This is a genomic window from Paraburkholderia sp. PGU19 (assembly GCF_013426915.1).
Taxonomy (GTDB): domain Bacteria; phylum Pseudomonadota; class Gammaproteobacteria; order Burkholderiales; family Burkholderiaceae; genus Paraburkholderia.
Window position 1 is genome coordinate 694,130 of the sequence record NZ_AP023180.1, and the last position, 15,974, is coordinate 710,103.

At 63.1% G+C, this 15,974-nt stretch carries 14 protein-coding genes; 10 read left to right on the forward strand and 4 right to left on the reverse strand.

What is annotated here, in order from left to right:
- Positions 1-4: 4 nt before the first annotated feature.
- On the reverse strand, positions 5-1,729 hold the full coding sequence (locus H1204_RS20705) for a SulP family inorganic anion transporter (protein ID WP_180732512.1): 1,725 nt from the start codon (positions 1,727-1,729) through the stop codon (positions 5-7).
- A gap of 217 nt (positions 1,730-1,946) precedes the next feature.
- On the opposite strand from H1204_RS20705, the gene H1204_RS20710 reads away from it, so the two are divergent.
- Entirely contained in the window at positions 1,947-2,396 is a 450-nt protein-coding gene (locus H1204_RS20710; RefSeq protein ID WP_180732513.1) for an ATPase, read from the forward strand.
- Positions 2,397-2,507: 111 nt separating this feature from the next.
- Positions 2,508-3,842 (forward strand): argininosuccinate synthase, encoded by a 1,335-nt coding sequence (gene argG / locus H1204_RS20715; protein WP_180732514.1) that lies wholly within the window; start codon positions 2,508-2,510, stop codon positions 3,840-3,842.
- A 103-nt stretch (positions 3,843-3,945) separates the two neighbouring features.
- Here argG and H1204_RS20720 read toward each other — a convergent pair whose 3' ends face one another.
- Complete coding sequence (locus tag H1204_RS20720) at positions 3,946-4,464, reverse strand: DUF421 domain-containing protein (RefSeq protein WP_180732515.1); 519 nt, start codon at positions 4,462-4,464, stop codon at positions 3,946-3,948.
- Between the two features lie 212 nt (positions 4,465-4,676).
- Here H1204_RS20720 and H1204_RS20725 point away from each other — a divergent pair, with 212 nt between their 5' ends.
- Both H1204_RS20725 and H1204_RS52670 read left to right on the forward strand, forming a co-directional pair.
- Positions 4,677-7,070: a phosphoketolase family protein gene (locus H1204_RS20725; protein ID WP_180732516.1), complete on the forward strand. Its 2,394-nt coding sequence runs from the start codon at positions 4,677-4,679 to the stop codon at positions 7,068-7,070.
- Positions 7,071-7,797: 727 nt separating this feature from the next.
- Complete coding sequence (locus tag H1204_RS52670) at positions 7,798-8,358, forward strand: acyltransferase (RefSeq protein ID WP_180732517.1); 561 nt, start codon at positions 7,798-7,800, stop codon at positions 8,356-8,358.
- On the opposite strand, the gene H1204_RS20735 is transcribed toward H1204_RS52670, so the two are convergent.
- Both H1204_RS20735 and H1204_RS20740 read right to left on the reverse strand, forming a co-directional pair.
- Entirely contained in the window at positions 8,334-8,867 is a 534-nt protein-coding gene (locus tag H1204_RS20735) for a cytochrome b (protein WP_180732518.1), read from the reverse strand. The genes H1204_RS52670 and H1204_RS20735 overlap by 25 nt on opposite strands.
- Positions 8,864-9,925, reverse strand: coding sequence for a catalase family peroxidase (locus H1204_RS20740; protein WP_180732519.1), 1,062 nt, complete (start codon positions 9,923-9,925; stop codon positions 8,864-8,866). Before H1204_RS20740 ends, H1204_RS20735 begins: the two co-directional genes overlap by 4 nt.
- Before the next feature lie 198 nt (positions 9,926-10,123).
- Here H1204_RS20740 and H1204_RS20745 point away from each other — a divergent pair, with 198 nt between their 5' ends.
- From H1204_RS20745 to H1204_RS20770, 6 genes are all read left to right on the forward strand, one after another.
- Positions 10,124-11,002 carry a hypothetical protein gene (locus tag H1204_RS20745; RefSeq protein ID WP_180732520.1) on the forward strand — a complete coding sequence of 293 codons (879 nt, stop codon included), beginning with the start codon at positions 10,124-10,126 and terminating at the stop codon, positions 11,000-11,002.
- A gap of 469 nt (positions 11,003-11,471) precedes the next feature.
- Complete coding sequence (locus tag H1204_RS20750; protein ID WP_180732521.1) at positions 11,472-11,873, forward strand: thioesterase; 402 nt, start codon at positions 11,472-11,474, stop codon at positions 11,871-11,873.
- Between the two features lie 61 nt (positions 11,874-11,934).
- Positions 11,935-13,281, forward strand: a complete 1,347-nt coding sequence (locus H1204_RS20755; protein WP_180732522.1) for an AMP-binding protein — start codon at positions 11,935-11,937, stop codon at positions 13,279-13,281.
- Positions 13,278-14,048: an enoyl-CoA hydratase/isomerase family protein gene (locus H1204_RS20760; protein WP_180732523.1), complete on the forward strand. Its 771-nt coding sequence runs from the start codon at positions 13,278-13,280 to the stop codon at positions 14,046-14,048. Before H1204_RS20755 ends, H1204_RS20760 begins: the two co-directional genes overlap by 4 nt.
- Complete coding sequence (locus H1204_RS20765; RefSeq protein WP_180732524.1) at positions 14,045-14,764, forward strand: HAD family hydrolase; 720 nt, start codon at positions 14,045-14,047, stop codon at positions 14,762-14,764. The genes H1204_RS20760 and H1204_RS20765 overlap by 4 nt, the downstream gene beginning before the upstream one ends.
- Complete coding sequence (locus H1204_RS20770) at positions 14,761-15,903, forward strand: branched-chain amino acid ABC transporter substrate-binding protein (protein WP_180732525.1); 1,143 nt, start codon at positions 14,761-14,763, stop codon at positions 15,901-15,903. Before H1204_RS20765 ends, H1204_RS20770 begins: the two co-directional genes overlap by 4 nt.
- Positions 15,904-15,974: the final 71 nt, after the last annotated feature.

The window sequence follows — 15,974 nt, forward strand, 5'->3', positions numbered from 1 at the left end:
CGTGTTAAAGCTTCTTCGGCGCGCTGTTTTCCCCGCTGTTTTCCTTTTCCGGCGCATGAAGCGCCTGCCACGCCGCAAGCGCTTGCTCCATGTTGAAGAACATCCGCCCTTTACCCAATGTCGCGCCAAGCGACGAGAGTTGCACCGCCGCGAGCACGCCGGGATTGAGATGCACGAGCCAGGTCGCGATGTCACGCTCGCGCTGCTTTTTCTCGGCATCGATCAGCATCTTGAGCGCGGTGTATTCGAGATCGAACACGGCGCTCATCTCCAGGATCAGGACCTTCGGCTGCGCCGCGTCGATCAGCGGCCGCAGCTTCTGCCCGATGTGCGCCGCGTTCGCAAAGAACACGCGCCCCTCGATCCGCAGCACCAGCAGCCCTGGGAACGCCTCGTCGTCGGGATGCTCGTCGGAGACGGGGCGGAACACGTTGGTGCCTGGCTTGCGGCGCAGCACGTAGACGGGCGGATCGGCCACCTGATGCGCGAGCGCAACCAGCGACACGACAATCGCAACGAGTATGCCCTGCAAGGTGCCGAGCAGCACGACGCCCGCCAGCGCGACGAGCGCCCACAGGAATTCGGTGCGCCGTATCCGCAAGATTGCGCGGAAATCGGCCGGGCTGAACAGGCCGATCGAATAGACGATCACGACGGCAGCCAACGTCGCGTGAGGCATCAGGCCGATCAATGGCGCGAGCAGCAGCATCGTGCCGAGCGTGACGGCCGCCGTGACGAGTTGGGCGAGTTGCGAGCGCGCGCCCGCCAGCCGGTTGACGGCCGTCTGGCTCGTGCCGCCGCCCGCGGGCATCGCGCCGATCCACGCGCCCGCCGCGTTGCCGAGGCCCGTCGCGAACAGTTCGAGGTTCGGCTTCGGCATGGGTTCGCCATGGCTCGCAAACGCACGCCCGGCTGCGATCGTTTCGGTGAAGCTCATCAGCGCGATGCCGGCGGCGTCCTTCCAGAGTGCGCCGATCAGCGAGAAATCGGGCATCACGACAGAGGGCAGGCCCGTCGGAATATGGCCGACCACGCCGACACCATGTGCGGGCAAGCCCAGCAGCACGACGGCACCGATCCCGCCGCCGACGGCGATCAAGGGGGCGGGCGCGCGTGGATAGAAGTGCTCGAAAGCCACGAGGATGGCGATCGTCGCCGCGCCGACGGCGACCGTCCACCACGACGCGTGGGGAATGCCCATCGCCAGGGCCGCGACGTTGTGGAAAAACGAACCCTTTTCCGGGTGGATGCCGAACAGCTTCGGCAGTTGATCCAGCACGATGACGACGGCGATCCCCGCCTTGAAGCCCGTCAGGACGGGATCGGAAATGAAGTTCGCGACGAACCCGAGGCGCAGCAACGCGGCCAGCACGAGCATTGCGCCGACGAGCAGCGTGAGGGTCGCCGTGGCGCGCATCAACGCGGCCGTTTCGCCGCCGGGAACGGCCTGCGCGAGCGCGGCGGCCGTCAGGATGGCGAGCGTCGCGCTGGTGCTGACGCTGAGCGGCCGCGAGGTGCCGAAAAGCGCGTAGATGACCATCGGCACGAAGGCGGTGTACAGCCCGATTTCGACGGGCAGCCCGGCCACCGACGCATAGGCGAGGGCCTTGGGCAGCACGACGGCTGCCGCCGTGACGCCCGCGACGACGTCCGGCTTGATCCATTCCTTGCGATAGCCGTGCATCCAGTCGAGCACGGGAATCCGTAAACGGCTGGCAACGTGTCCCATGATCGCGAGGCCTCCGCATTTTAGTCGGCGACGGTGCGGCTATCGACTACGCAACAGCTCAGGTTGACGCGGGGCGGCCGGTGTTCCGCTGAGATACGTCGATGGCGGTTTCCGATGCTGGCGCGATTGTGCTTAGTGTAAGCCAACGGCCCCGGCGCGCATCGACTTTGCGGCGTGCAGTAAGATGTTGGGTTCCCCAGACACCGAGCCGCCCACGATGGACAGCGTTTCCCCGTTCGACCAGGTCCAGTTGCTTGCCGAATACGCCGATCTGCGGCAGCGCGCGGCGGCGCTCGACGAGCAGGTGCCGGCTTGCCTGCAGCGCATTTCCCACAAACTGCCCCGGATCAGCGGCGAATCCGAGCTCGCGGATCATTACCGAAGCCTGCTGGTCGGCGCGCGCAGCAAGGCGCTGGTGTCGATCGAGAACTACCACGAGGCGATTCCGTACCTGCAGACGGCGGAATCGCTGATCGCGCAGTTGAACGGTCATCCGGACGGGCAAGCCGAAGCGCGCGGCGAATTGCTGGACCGGCTCGACGAGTTGATCGATGCCGCCGTGGGCATGATCGATCTGGCGGAGCAGTGTTTCGACGACGCCCAGGCCACCGATCCCGACGCCGTGCCGCCGTCGATTCTGGACGACTCGCTGCACCCGGACGTCTGAGGCGCTGCAGCGTCGTGGAACGCCCGTTTTCCGCCGAATCCGGCTCGTAGACGGGCATGTCTGATAAAGTTTCGCCTATTCCCTTCAAAAGTCGATTCAACGGTTTTGATTATGAGCACAATCCTCGAAAATCTTCCGACCGGCCAGAAGGTCGGTATTGCGTTCTCAGGCGGCCTCGACACGAGCGCTGCGCTGCACTGGATGCGCTTGAAGGGCGCCGTGCCGTACGCGTACACAGCCAACCTCGGTCAGCCGGACGAGGAAGATTACGACTCGATTCCGCGCCGCGCCACGGAATACGGCGCCGAAGGCGCGCGCCTGATCGACTGCCGCGCGCAACTGGTCGCCGAAGGCATTGCGGCGCTGCAATGCGGCGCGTTCCATATTTCGACGGCGGGCGTGACGTACTTCAACACGACGCCCATCGGCCGCGCCGTGACGGGCACGATGCTCGTCGCCGCGATGAAGGAAGACGGCGTCAACATCTGGGGCGACGGCAGCACGTACAAGGGCAACGACATCGAGCGTTTTTACCGTTACGGCCTGCTCGTCAATCCGGATCTGAAGATCTACAAGCCGTGGCTCGACCAGCAGTTCATCGACGAACTCGGCGGCCGCGCGGAAATGTCGGAATTCATGCGCCAGGCGGGCTTCGCGTACAAGATGTCGGCCGAGAAAGCTTATTCGACCGATTCGAACCTGCTCGGCGCAACGCATGAAGCGAAAGATCTCGAAAGCCTGGAGTCGGGCATCAAGATCGTCAATCCGATCATGGGCGTCGCATTCTGGCGCGACGACGTGCCCGTCGCGAAGGAAGAAGTGACGATCCGCTTCGAAGAAGGTCAACCCGTCGCGCTGAACGGCAAGACCTTCCCGAATGCCGTCGAACTGCTGCTGGAAGCGAACCGTATCGGTGGCCGTCACGGCCTCGGCATGAGCGACCAGATCGAGAACCGCATCATCGAAGCGAAGAGCCGCGGCATCTACGAAGCCCCCGGTCTCGCGCTGCTGTTCATCGCGTATGAGCGTCTCGTCACGGGCATTCACAACGAAGACACAATCGAGCAGTACCGTGAAAACGGTCGCCGCCTCGGCCGCCTGCTGTATCAGGGCCGCTGGTTCGATCCGCAGGCCATCATGCTGCGCGAAACGGCGCAGCGCTGGGTCGCGCGCGCGATCACGGGCGAAGTGACTGTCGAACTGCGTCGCGGCAACGACTATTCGATCCTCAGCACGAAGTCGCCGAACCTGACGTATCAGCCGGAGCGTCTGTCGATGGAGAAGGTCGCTTCGACGTTCTCGCCGCGTGACCGCATCGGCCAGCTGACGATGCGCAACCTCGACATCACCGACACGCGCGACAAGCTGCGCGTCTACGCGCAGGTCGGTTTGCTCGCACCGGGCGAATCGTCGGCGCTGCCGCAACTGAAGAACGATACCGAGTAAATCGGGCTTCTGACGGGGCGGGTCTCGTGCGGTGCTTCATTCGTGAAGCTCGCGCGGCCCGCCCCGTTTTGTTGATACGTGACGCTGCGTCGCGCTTGCGTGCCTACGCGTCCGTTTTCCCGTCGCCACCCTTCGAGCCTTTACGAATCAGGCTCATCTGTCCGTTGCGATCGAGAATCGCCGCGTGCACGTCGTGCAGATCGAGCGCGTGAAGTTCATGTCGAACGGCCTCGAAAATATCCGTGCGCGTAATCAACGCGGCTGACATCTGACGGCTATTGAACTGTCCGTCGCGATACACCTTCCGTTCCATACCCACCACCAGCGATTCGAGCCGCGGCGAGCGCACGCAGCACCACGCCAGCGCGCGATGAATCAGCGCGATCACCAGCGACGCCGCGAGCGTCGGCACCACAGGCGATGCGCCGATGATGACGCGGCTCAGCGTGGAGCCGAGCAGGATCGCGACCACGTAGTCGAACGGCGAGCGTTGTCCGAACGAGCGCCTGCCTGAGATACGGATCAACACGAGCGTCGCGAAGAACACGACGATCGCGCGCATGGCCGTCTGCAAGGCGGTGAGATCCTTGCCTTCGCCGAATAGCGTCATGAGCATGTCCATGGTGTGTCTCCTTCCTTTGATCCATGCGTGACGGTTGCAGCGCATGCAGCCCGTCGAATTGCAGGCAATGCAACGGGTTTTGCAATCGCGGGTTTTGCAATCGTTGTGCCGCCTGCGTCAAAGATGCGTGCATTCGCAATAGACATACGCAAAGCACCTTCTATGATTAGGGAGGCACTGCGTACCGCGAAACCTCTGCAAGGAGACGCTCAATGGACGACACCCGCCTGCAAGCCACACCGTTGCAAGCCGATGAACTGCGCAACATGGACCGCTTCTGGCGGGCATGCAATTACCTGTCCGCCGGCATGATTTACCTGCGCGCAAATCCGCTCTTGCGCGAACCGCTGAAGCCCGAGCACATCAAGCGGCGTCTGCTCGGTCACTGGGGTTCCGATCCCGGACAGAGCTTCGTGCTCGTGCATCTGAACCGGGTCATCAAGCAGCGCGACCTGAACGTGATCTTCCTCTCGGGGCCGGGCCACGGCGCACCCGCGACGCTCGCGCACAGTTATCTGGAAGGGCGCTATTCGGAGATCTATCCGGACCGTGGCGAAACGGAAGAGGGCATGGGGCGTCTTTTCAAGCTCTTCTCGTTTCCGGGCGGCATCGGCTCGCATTGCACACCCGAAACACCCGGCTCGATTCATGAGGGCGGCGAACTTGGGTACAGTCTGTCGCACGGATATGGTGCCGCGTTCGACAACCCCGATCTGATCGTCACGGTGATGATCGGCGATGGCGAGGCGGAAACCGGGCCGCTCGCCACCTCGTGGCATTCGAATAAATTCCTGAATCCGGCGCGCGACGGCGCGGTGCTGCCCGTGCTGCATCTGAACGGCTACAAGATCGCGAACCCGACCATCCTTGCGCGCATCCCGCATGAAGAACTCGAAGCGCTGTTGACGGGTTATGGTTACAAGCCATGGTTCGTCGAAGGCGACGAGCCGGAGAAGATGCATCAGCAGATGGCGGCGACGCTCGACGAATGCATCGACGAGATTCATGCGATCCAGCAGCGTGCGCGACAAGAAGGCAATAACGGCAATATGCATCGGCCACGCTGGCCGATGATCGTGCTCCGATCGCCGAAGGGCTGGACGGGTCCGCGCGAATTCGGCGGGCACAAGATAGAAGGCACATGGCGAGCGCATCAGGTGCCCGTCGCCGATCCGGCGAGCAACGGCAGGAGTCTGAAGCTCGTCGAGGATTGGCTGCGCAGTTACGAGCCGGAAAAACTCTTCGACGAATCGGGACGGCTGGTCGCCGAGTTGCGAGCGCTTGCGCCCAAAGGGGCGCGGCGCATCAGCGCCAATCCGCATGCGAATGGTGGAGCGTTGTGCAAGGCGCTGGACCTGCCGGACTTCACCGGATACGCCGTCGATGTGGGCAAGCCCGCAACAAGCTACGTGTCGCCCACGGATGTGCTCGGCCAGTTTCTGCGCGATGTCATGCGCCGTAATATGACGAGCTTTCGGGTATTCGGCCCCGACGAAACCGCCAGCAACAAGCTCACTGCGATCTACGAAGCCTCGCAGAAGACGTGGCTCGCGCAGATCGTCGAATCGGATAGCGATGGCGGCGACCTGTCCGCCGATGGCCGCGTGATGGAAATGCTGAGCGAGCATACGCTGGAAGGATGGCTCGAAGGCTATACCCTGACTGGGCGGCACGGTCTCTTTGCAACGTACGAAGCGTTCGTGCATGTGATCGATTCGATGTTCAACCAGCACGCGAAATGGCTGGAAAAAGCCAAGCGCGAGTTGCGCTGGCGGCAGCCCGTGCCTTCGCTGAACCTGCTGATCACGTCGCTCGTGTGGCGTCAGGACCATAACGGCTTTACGCATCAAGACCCCGGTTTTCTGGACGTCGTGACGAACAAGAGCCCCGATGTCGTGCGCATCTATTTGCCGCCCGACGCGAATTGCCTGTTGAGCGTCGCCGATCATTGCTTGCGTTCGCGCGACTATGTGAACGTGATCGTCGCCGACAAGCAGCCTCATTTGCAGTATCTGGATATGAAGTCGGCTATCACGCATTGCACGAAAGGCATCGGCATCTGGGACTGGGCATCGACGGATCTGGATCACGAGCCGGATGTCGTGATGGCTAGCGCCGGCGACATTCCGACCATGGAGGCGCTCGCTGCTGTGGAAATACTCAAAGGGCTGTTCGCCGATCTGAAGATACGTTTTGTGAACGTCGTGGATCTGTTCAGGCTGATGCCCGATTCCGATCATCCTCATGGCCTGTCGGGGCGCGATTTCGATTCGCTGTTCACGACGGACAAGCCGGTGATCTTCAACTTCCATTCGTATGCGTCGCTGGTTCACAAGCTGACCTATCGCCGCACGAATCACGCGAACATTCACGTGCATGGGTATGCGGAGAAGGGCAATATCAATACGCCGCTGGAGCTCGCGATCATCAATGGGATCGACCGGTTTTCGCTGGCGATTGATGTGATCGATCGGGTGCCTCGTTTGCGTGGCGTCGGTGATCACGCGAAGGAACGCTTGCGCGATCAGAAGATCCAGCACCTCGATTACGCGCATACCGAGGGTATCGATAGTGAGGAGATTCGCGAGTGGAAGTGGGGTGGGTGATGGCTGGCGGTCTTGTTCTTGTGTGCAGCGACGTGAGCCTGCCGTGGGGCCGCTGCGAGCGTTCAGTGCCGGCTAACCTTGTCTTTCTGCAAGCGCCATAACCAAGAGGCTTGTCTTTGCGCTGGCATCCGCGCTACGGCGTTTGCCATTCACGCGTCGCCCCTGTGCGGGGCGGCACCTACTTTTCTTTGCCGCCGCAAAGAAAAGTAGGAAAAAGAAAGCGGCTAACACCGCCAGCTCTTGTTCTTGCCTGAGGGCCCCCGCAGGGTCTTACACTTCACACGGCAACGTATCTGTTCGCCTGCGTTGCCAACGCTCTTAACAGACGCATCACCCGCTTCAAACACCCGCACTCTGGGTTGATGCTGGCGAACGATTTCGGCCCAATAGCGGCAAACTGTGTGTAGGTCGTGCCGTCGTACAGGGTAGCACTCTTATATGAAGGGAAATCGCATCCTTTTGGGGCCGAGTGGGGGCATAAAGTTAGCACGTCGAGGCTGCTACGCTCATCTCACTCCTCGTGGCGAGCGCATGGGGCGAAGTGGTTGAAATGAAAGGCTGGTGCCGATGCGTCACACGAAAAAATCAATCGCGCCTCGGATTCGCGACAAAACCTCCGCACAACACGCCAGCTCGGCGACCCAGAGCAAATATGGGCGCATACCTCAGTAGAATCGCGTCTTTATAGTCGATCGAGTGACGGTGCCACCTGTCCCTCGATACGCGGATGATGAAACTACTGACGGCATTCAAACGACACCTCTTCATCACCCTCGGCAACACGATGCCGACCTACGGTCCGTTCAATCGCATGCGCGCCTCGATGTTCCGCAAGGCAGGCATGGCGATCGGACGCGATGTGACCATCATCGGTGCGCTGAACCTCGAACTGAGCCTCAATGAGGAAACGATTTGCGGTATCTCGATCGGGGATAACGTCTACCTGAACGCGCAGACGCGACTCGCTTGCCGCAATAGCCGGATTTCGATTGGCGACGACGTGCAGGTCGGGCCCCGCGTGTCGTTCGAAACGGCGACGCATGGCGTCGTGTTTGAACCCCAGATCGGGCGCGGACTCGATCACCAGGAGATTCACGTCGGCAACAAGGTGTGGATCGGTGCAGGTGCAACCATCCTGCCCGGCGTGACGATCCACGAGGCGGCGGTGATCGCCGCCGGCGCAGTCGTCACGCGGGACGTGCCGGCCTACACGCTAGTGGGCGGTGTGCCAGCGCGCAAGATCCGGGATATCGTGCGGACCGCTCAGCGCCAGGGCGCCATGGCCTGAAACACGCCGTCGCGTCTGACCAGCGCATGAAACAGCGCGGCCGCGAAATGCACGAGGATCAACGCGAAAAAGCACAACGCGAGAAACCGGTGCGCGTTCCATAGCATCGTGTGTAGTTCGTTGCTATGCGGCAGTATCCACGGCAACTGGATGCCGGCCACGATGACGGGATACTCCGCTGCCGACAACATCCCCCACCCAATCAGCGGCAACGCGATCATCAACGCATAGAACGCGAGGTGCGACAGATGAGCGGCGAGCTTCATCGGCTCGGGCATGTCCGGTGGGAGTCGCGGCGCGCCGCGCATGAGTCGCACCACCAGACGAATCAGCGCGAGTATCAGTATCACGATGCCGAGCGGCTTGTGAATCGACACCAGCGTCAGATAGTCAGGCCGAATCGTCGACACCATGCCGACACCGATGAACAGCATCGCCAGAATGCAGATCGCCATGATCCAGTGCAGCGCGCGCTGCAACGGCGTAAAGCGATCGAGAGTCGGTTTCATGGCTTCGCTCCTTCGGCAGGCGTGTGCGGATAGTGCTTGTCTTCGGCAGTCCGGCGATTGAACGAAACGGAATAGGCAGCCGAGCGCGCAGCAGGGAACGGATCGTCGGAAACGTGCATCCCAACCGGCAGGACGGTCGGATCGAAATTGAGGTCGCGGCACGGGCCGTCGGGCTCGGGCTCGATCGCGCTGACCACCAGCGTGCCCGCTTCCACCTTGCGGCGGTCGTCGGGCCAGGCCTTGCTCGGGTCGGCCGTCGGGTCGCCCGGATTGGCGACGGTGACGATCATCGTCCAGCGTTGCGGCGCGCTCTCCACGCGTTGCGTGATGTCGGTTTCGAGGAAGTTGGCGGGGCGTTGCTTGAGGACGTCGGGCGATACGGCCTCCGGTTTCGCCGCCGGCACGAATGACCAGCGCACGACCTGGTCCTGTCCCTGGGCATTCGTGAACACAAAGCTGTTGAGACTGTTGTACTGATCCTGCGCGAACGATCCCGTCCACGGCGCCGTCGTCGCCCATGCGCCGAACGCGGCAAACTCGGGGTGCGCGGCGATGAACTGCTTCATCGCATCGGGATCGTCCGTGCGTCCCGAGGCTTCGAGCAACGCATAGAACGCTTGTGGTGTCGCGACGGGGAAGAAGGGCGCGTCGATCATCGCCGAGCGCCATTCGCTTCCATCCGGCGCGACCACGCGCAGGCTCAGGCCGCGAACCCGCACGGTCGGGTCCGGCGCGTTGGGATCAGGCGTGGCGAGGTTGAAGCGTCCCGTGACGCGGGACGAACCCTGCGCGAACATCGGCGCCTTCGACAATGCAGCGGCCGCTCCATTCGATTCGAACGTGCCCGTGAAGCAGATGCCCTTTGCGTGATTGCGCCGGAAACCCAACGCAGGGCCACCCGGCGGCGCCAGCGCGTTGACGATCTTTGGCGGTGTCAGCCGCCCTGGCGTGAGCCAGCCTGCCGTATACGCAAACGCAATCGCCACGACGCCGACAATGATCGCAATCAAGGCCAGTGAGCGCGCAGCGGATGCTTGTGAACCGGGTCTGTCAGCCATGTAAGTCTCGCTCGAGAGTTCTGCTGGCGACAATCTAGCAGCATCATAAAATTCGTGCAGAAGGGGGAGGAGAGGACAAGTCTGCGATAGGTGTCCACGAGGCAACACCGTGTATCTGTCCGCATGTCTACTGGCCCCATGGGAATCCGTCTAGCATGACGGCATGTTCAAACCAGCGCAGCGTGCTGCGTGACCATCATGGATACGATCAAGATCCTGCTGCAAACGACCATTCCGCCCGTCGCCGACGACTGGTCGATCGCGCGGTTCAGCCGCCTTGCCGAACTGCTGCGCAACCATCGCGATGCCGAGGGGCGTGCCGTATTCGACGTCGTCGCGAGAGACCGCGAACAACCCGGAGAGCCGGACCCGGTGCTTTCGCGTCTGGACGAAACCGCCTTCGACGAACTGTGGCTATTCGCCGTCGATAACGGCGACGGCCTGACACCCGAAGACTGCGCGGGCATCACGCGATTCCGGCAGGCAGGCCGCGGTCTCATGGTGACGAGAGATCACATGGATGTGGGCTGTTCGCTGTGCAGCCTGGGCGCAGTGGGCAAGGCACATCACTTTCATACCCGCAATGTCGATCCCGACCCGTCGCAATGCGTATGCGACGATCCGTTCTCCACGCATATTTCATGGCCCAATTTTCACTCGGGCGCGAATGGAGACTTTCAGCAAGTTGCGATCGTCGGGCCGACGCATCCCGTACTGACGAATGCCGACTCACCAACGGGCGCGATCCGCTATCTGCCCGCTCACCCGCACGAAGGCGCCGTCGATGCACCCGACGACGCATCCGCCCGCGTGATCGCGCGAGGCAACAGCAAGATCACAGGCAAGAGCTTCAATCTTGCCGTCGCCTTTGAACCGTCCAGCGACGGAGGACCCGCTGTCGCGCAAAGCACGTTTCATCATTTTGCCGACTACAACTGGGACGCGCGACTCGGTTGTCCGAGCTTCGTGGACGAGCCCCCAGGCAACGGGATGCAGACGGAGCAACAGGCGCTGCCGGACGCGCATCGATATGCGATCAATCTCGCGCTGTGGCTCGCTGGGAAAGCGCCGCATTGATAGACGTCCGGGTGCCCGTCATTCTCTTTTTGTCTTCGGTTGTACGGGCTTCTGCTGCGGGTCTTTTCCGCGTTGCGTCGGCGCTCTTGTGCAGGCGTCGGGTGGCGTTGCATACGGCACGTCGTTGCAGCAACACGCGTAGACGGGAAAACCGTATGCGTTCGTGCGGATGATGGTGGTCGGCCCGTGTAGCGGGCATACCGCGTTCATGGTGCCTCCTCGAATTCATCGGTCGATCGTCTATCGTACTGCCGTTCGCGCTTCAGGTCTGCGCGCACGATACGTTCCATACCGATCCCACCGCTGACCGTTAAGCAGCCCTACGACCGTTTCGATTCGCAACGTAAAGAATCTTTACGGTACGCCTTCGCGTTCACCGCGTAAATCGCGCGAAGGGCCGCCACGCAAGGCTCCGCTGTCACTGGCGCAGCCCTTGCATATGAGCCGCTCCATACAACAGGAGCCGCCCATGATCGAACCAGGCCAAATCGCCACGCTCACCCACACTGTCGCCCCCGCCGATCTCGCGTCGGCGCATGCGCACGCGGCAGGGGAGCAATATCCCGACGTGCTGTCGACGCCTGCATTGCTCGCGCTGATCGAGCGCGCGTGTGCCGGACTCATGCATGACGCGCTGCGCGACGGGCAGCTTTCCGTCGGCGTCACCACTCACCTCAGTCATCTTGCGCCGACGCCGCCCGGCATCGACGTGTCGGCCACCGCGACGTTTCGCGGCATCGAGGACGCGCTGTACTGGTTCGACGTCGTGGCGACCGACGCCGGCGGACCAGTCGGCACGGCGAGCCATGCGCGCGCCATCGTCGATCGTGCCGCCATCGAGGCGCGCGCGACGAAACGCGGCGCGCGATAAGCGGGCGCCCATCCATCCATTCATGCATTCGCGGCACGAGCCGCTCACCAAGAGGAATCACATGGACGTGGCCGTTTCTCCCCTGCAAGGCGTCTATTTCGACGCAGAGTTCGAAACCCTTGCGCTGTCCGACGTGCGCCGTCATCAGGACGCGCTATGGGCACGCCAATGGCCGTACTTGCGCGCGATGTCGGCGTTCTATCGAAGCAAGCTGTCGCGCTGGATCGAGCGCGAGGACATCACGCTCGACACCCTGCAGGACATGCCCTTCACGGAGAAGGACGAGTTGCGCGTGAGCCAGGAAAGTGCGCCGCCGTATGGGAGCTACGTGGCCTGCGCGGAAAGCGGCGTCGCGCGCTTGCATCGGACTTCGGGCACGACGGGCCGCCCGCTGATTCTCGCCAACAGCGTCCGCGATGCGCAGGATATCGCCCGGGTGGGCGCGCGTTCGATGTGGGCAGCAGGTCTGCGCCCCGATGACCGCGTGGTGCACTGCCTCAATTACTGCATGTGGACAGGCGGCTTCACCGATCACACGATCCTCGAAGCGACGGGCGCGACCGTGGTGCCGTTCGGCGTCGGCAATACACGGCTTCTGATCGACTCCATTCTGAATCTCGGTATCAACGCGATTTCCTGCACGCCGTCGTATCCCGCGCTCATCGAGCAGGTGTTGCGCGAAACGGGAGGACCTTCACCGCGCGAACTCGGATTGAAGCTCGGGCTCTTCGGTGGCGAGGCGGGTCTCGACAATCCCGATCTGCGCGCCGCGATGGAGGACACGTGGGGCTTCAAGGTGCGCAACGCGAATTTCGGTTTGTCGGAAGTGCTGAGCATTCTGGGCGGACAGACGGACTGGACCAACGACCTCCTGTATCACGCGGCCGACGTGGTGTTCACGGAGATCGTCGATCCCGAAACGCTCCAGCGTTTGCCCATCGAAGAGGGCGTCACGGGCGAGCTGGTCTGCACGCATCTGCGCAAGCAGTGTCAGCCGCTCGTGCGTTATCGCACGCGCGACGTGGTGACGGTGACGGGCGCTGATCCGGGTCCCGACGGCCGCAGCGCGTGGCGCTTTCGCGTGACGAGCCGCACCGACGACATGTTCAACGTGCGCGGCGTGAATGTGTTTCCGGGCGCGGTGCGGCTTGCCGTCGAGGCGCTGCCGCAGTGGGCATCGGGGCAGTTCCGCATCGTGCTGAACGGGGACGGGCCGTATGACCGTATCGTGATGAGAGTCGAGGCGGCAAGGGATCTCGCGGCCGAACGCTGGCCGGATGCCGGGGCGCGCATTGAAAGCGCGGTGCGCGAGCGCATTGGCGCGAGCGCGGCGGTGACGATGGTGCCGTTCGAACATTTCCCACGCACGGAAGGCAAGACGCGCTGGATCGACAAGGAACCCACATGAGCGACGTAATCTTACGCAACGAAGGACCCGTGGCCGTCGTGACGCTGAACCGGCCGGGGCGCATGAATGCCATCGGCGGCGCATTGCTCGACGATCTGCACGATGCCTTGCACGCATGCAACAACGATCCTGCCTGTCATGTGATGGTGCTGACGGGCGCGGGCCGCGCATTCTGCGCGGGCGACGATCTCCAGGAATTCGGCCAGCAGAGCGCGAGCGACGCGAGCATTCGCAGCCATATCGAACGGATTCAGCGGATCACGCGCGATCTGATGCTCGGCGCGAAGCCGGTGGTGGGCGCGGTGCACGGCTATGCGGTCGGCGGCGGCTTCGAATGGATGCTCAATTGCGATCTCGTGGTGGCGTCGGACGATCTCGTGTGCTTCTTCCCCGAGATGGAGTGGGGGCAGTTCGTGACAGGCGGCGTCACGCATCTGTTGCCGCAGGCCATCGGCCATCAGCGCGCGATGGAACTCTGGCTGCTCGGCGAGCGGCAGAACGCGCAGACGCTGCTATCGATGGGGCTCGTCAACCGCGTGGTCCCGCGCGACGCCGTGCTCGACACGGCGCTCGATCTGGCGTCGCGCATCGCGCAACGTTCGGCGACCTCGGTGGCGCGCCTCAGGCGCCTCGTGAACGCGGAGTTGTCGGGCGCGCTCGGCCGCAGTCTCGAACTCGAAAGCGCCGCGACCATCGACGCGTTTTCGCATCCCGATGCAGCGGAGCGCGTGAAAGCGTTCGCGGCCAGAAAGGAGGGCGCGCGATGAATCCCAAAGCGCTGACTTTCGATTACTTCGGCACGCTCGTCGACGTCGATCGCGGCGGCACGGCAGGCATGGCCGAAGTGCTGCGCCGCCTTTCGGTCGAAACGGGCGAAAGCGCGTTCGATGTCTATCTGGACTGGGACATCCGTAACGTGCGTCTCTATCGCGGCCAGGCTTACACGCGCTACCGCGACGTCGCGCAGCAGGCGCTGGCGGCGTGTCTCGATGCGCGTTGGCCCGGCGCGCGCAAAGGCCATGCGATCGACACGCTGACGGACACGTTCCTCACGCATCTGGTGGAAGCGTCGCCGGCGCATGCGGACGCCGAGCCGTTTCTCGACTGGGCGGCGGCACGTTATCCGCTGATGCCGATCACCAACATGGATAGCGATCTGTGGCGTCGCACGCGGCTCACGCATTACTTCGAGCATGTGACGACGGCGGAGATGGCGCAGGCGTACAAGCCGTCGCAGGCGATCTTCGCGCTGGCGCTCGATCGCCTCGCGCTCGATGCCGCCGACGTATTGCACTGTTCGCTCGCGAGCTGGGCGGACATCGACGGGGCGAAGCCGCTCGGGATGGCCGTGGCCTGGATCAACCGCGGCGCAGACACGCTCGGCACGTGGCAGCCGCGTCCGGATTTCGAGTTCGACACGCTGTCGCCCGTACGGGACGTTCTGGAAAGTTTGCCATTCACTGCAACTGGGGAAGCGATATGAAACCGATGAAGACGGCGATGGCGTTCATCGCATGCGCGGCGGCCGTGCTTGGCCTGGCGCGCGGCGTGGTGGCGCAGGAAGTGGTGAAGATTGGCGTCGCGGGCCCGCTCACGGGCAGCGCGGCGCAAAGCGGCAAGGACGACGAGCGGGGCGTGCGGCTCGCCGTCGAGGAGCTGAACGCGAAAGCGTTCAGGGTCGCGGGCAAGCCGGTTCGCTTCGAGCTGGTTTCGATGGACGATCAGGGCGATCCGAAAGTCGGCGTGAACGTCGCGCAAAAACTCGTCGACGGCGGGGTGGCGGCTGTGATCGGTCATTACAACTCCGGCGTGAGCATTCCGGCCGCGCGCATCTACAACGACGCGCACGTGGTGATGATGACGGGCGCGTCGTCGAATCCGCAACTCACGCATCTGGGCTTTCCGTATGTGTTTCGCCTTGCCACCAACGACAACGTGATGGGCGGCCGCATGGCGCTCTATTCGGCGAAAGTGCTCGGCGCGCAGCGGGCCGCCGTGATCGACGACCGCACCGCATACGGTACGGGCGTGGCTGACGTGTTCGTCGAGAGCGCGAAAAAGGCGGGGCTCGATATCGTTGCGCGCGAGTACAGCACCGACAAGGCAACCGACTTCAAGGCCATTCTCACGCAGATCAAATCGCGCAACCCGCAGGTCGTGTTCTACGGCGGCTACTACGCGCAGGCCGCGACGCTCGCGCGGCAGATGGGCGAACTCGGCATCAATGCGACGATCGTCGGCGGCGACGGCATCTGCTCGCCGGAATTCGACAAGCTGTCCGCAGGCGTCGCCGACAAGCGCATGTTCTGCGCGCAGGGCGGCGCGCCGCTCGACACGCTGCCCGACGGCAAAGCCTTCCGCGCACGGTTCAGAAGCGCTTTCAACGCCGATGTCGACACCTATGCGCCCGCTTTCTACGCCGCGACGCTCGTCGTCGCCGATGCCATGCAGAAGACGGGCTCGACGAAGCCCGAGGTGTTCGTCAAGGCGCTACGCGATCAGGCGTTCACGAGCATTCTCGGTCCCGTGCGGTTCGATGCAAACGGCGACTGGATCGATGCGCCCGTCACGGTGTATCGGCTGAACGGCGGGTCGCTCACCGCGATCGCGCAGAAGGATTGACGCGCGCTCTGGCGCGTCGGCATGGGCCGGGCAACGCGATTTTGAACTGGTATAGTCGGAACCGTTGCCCG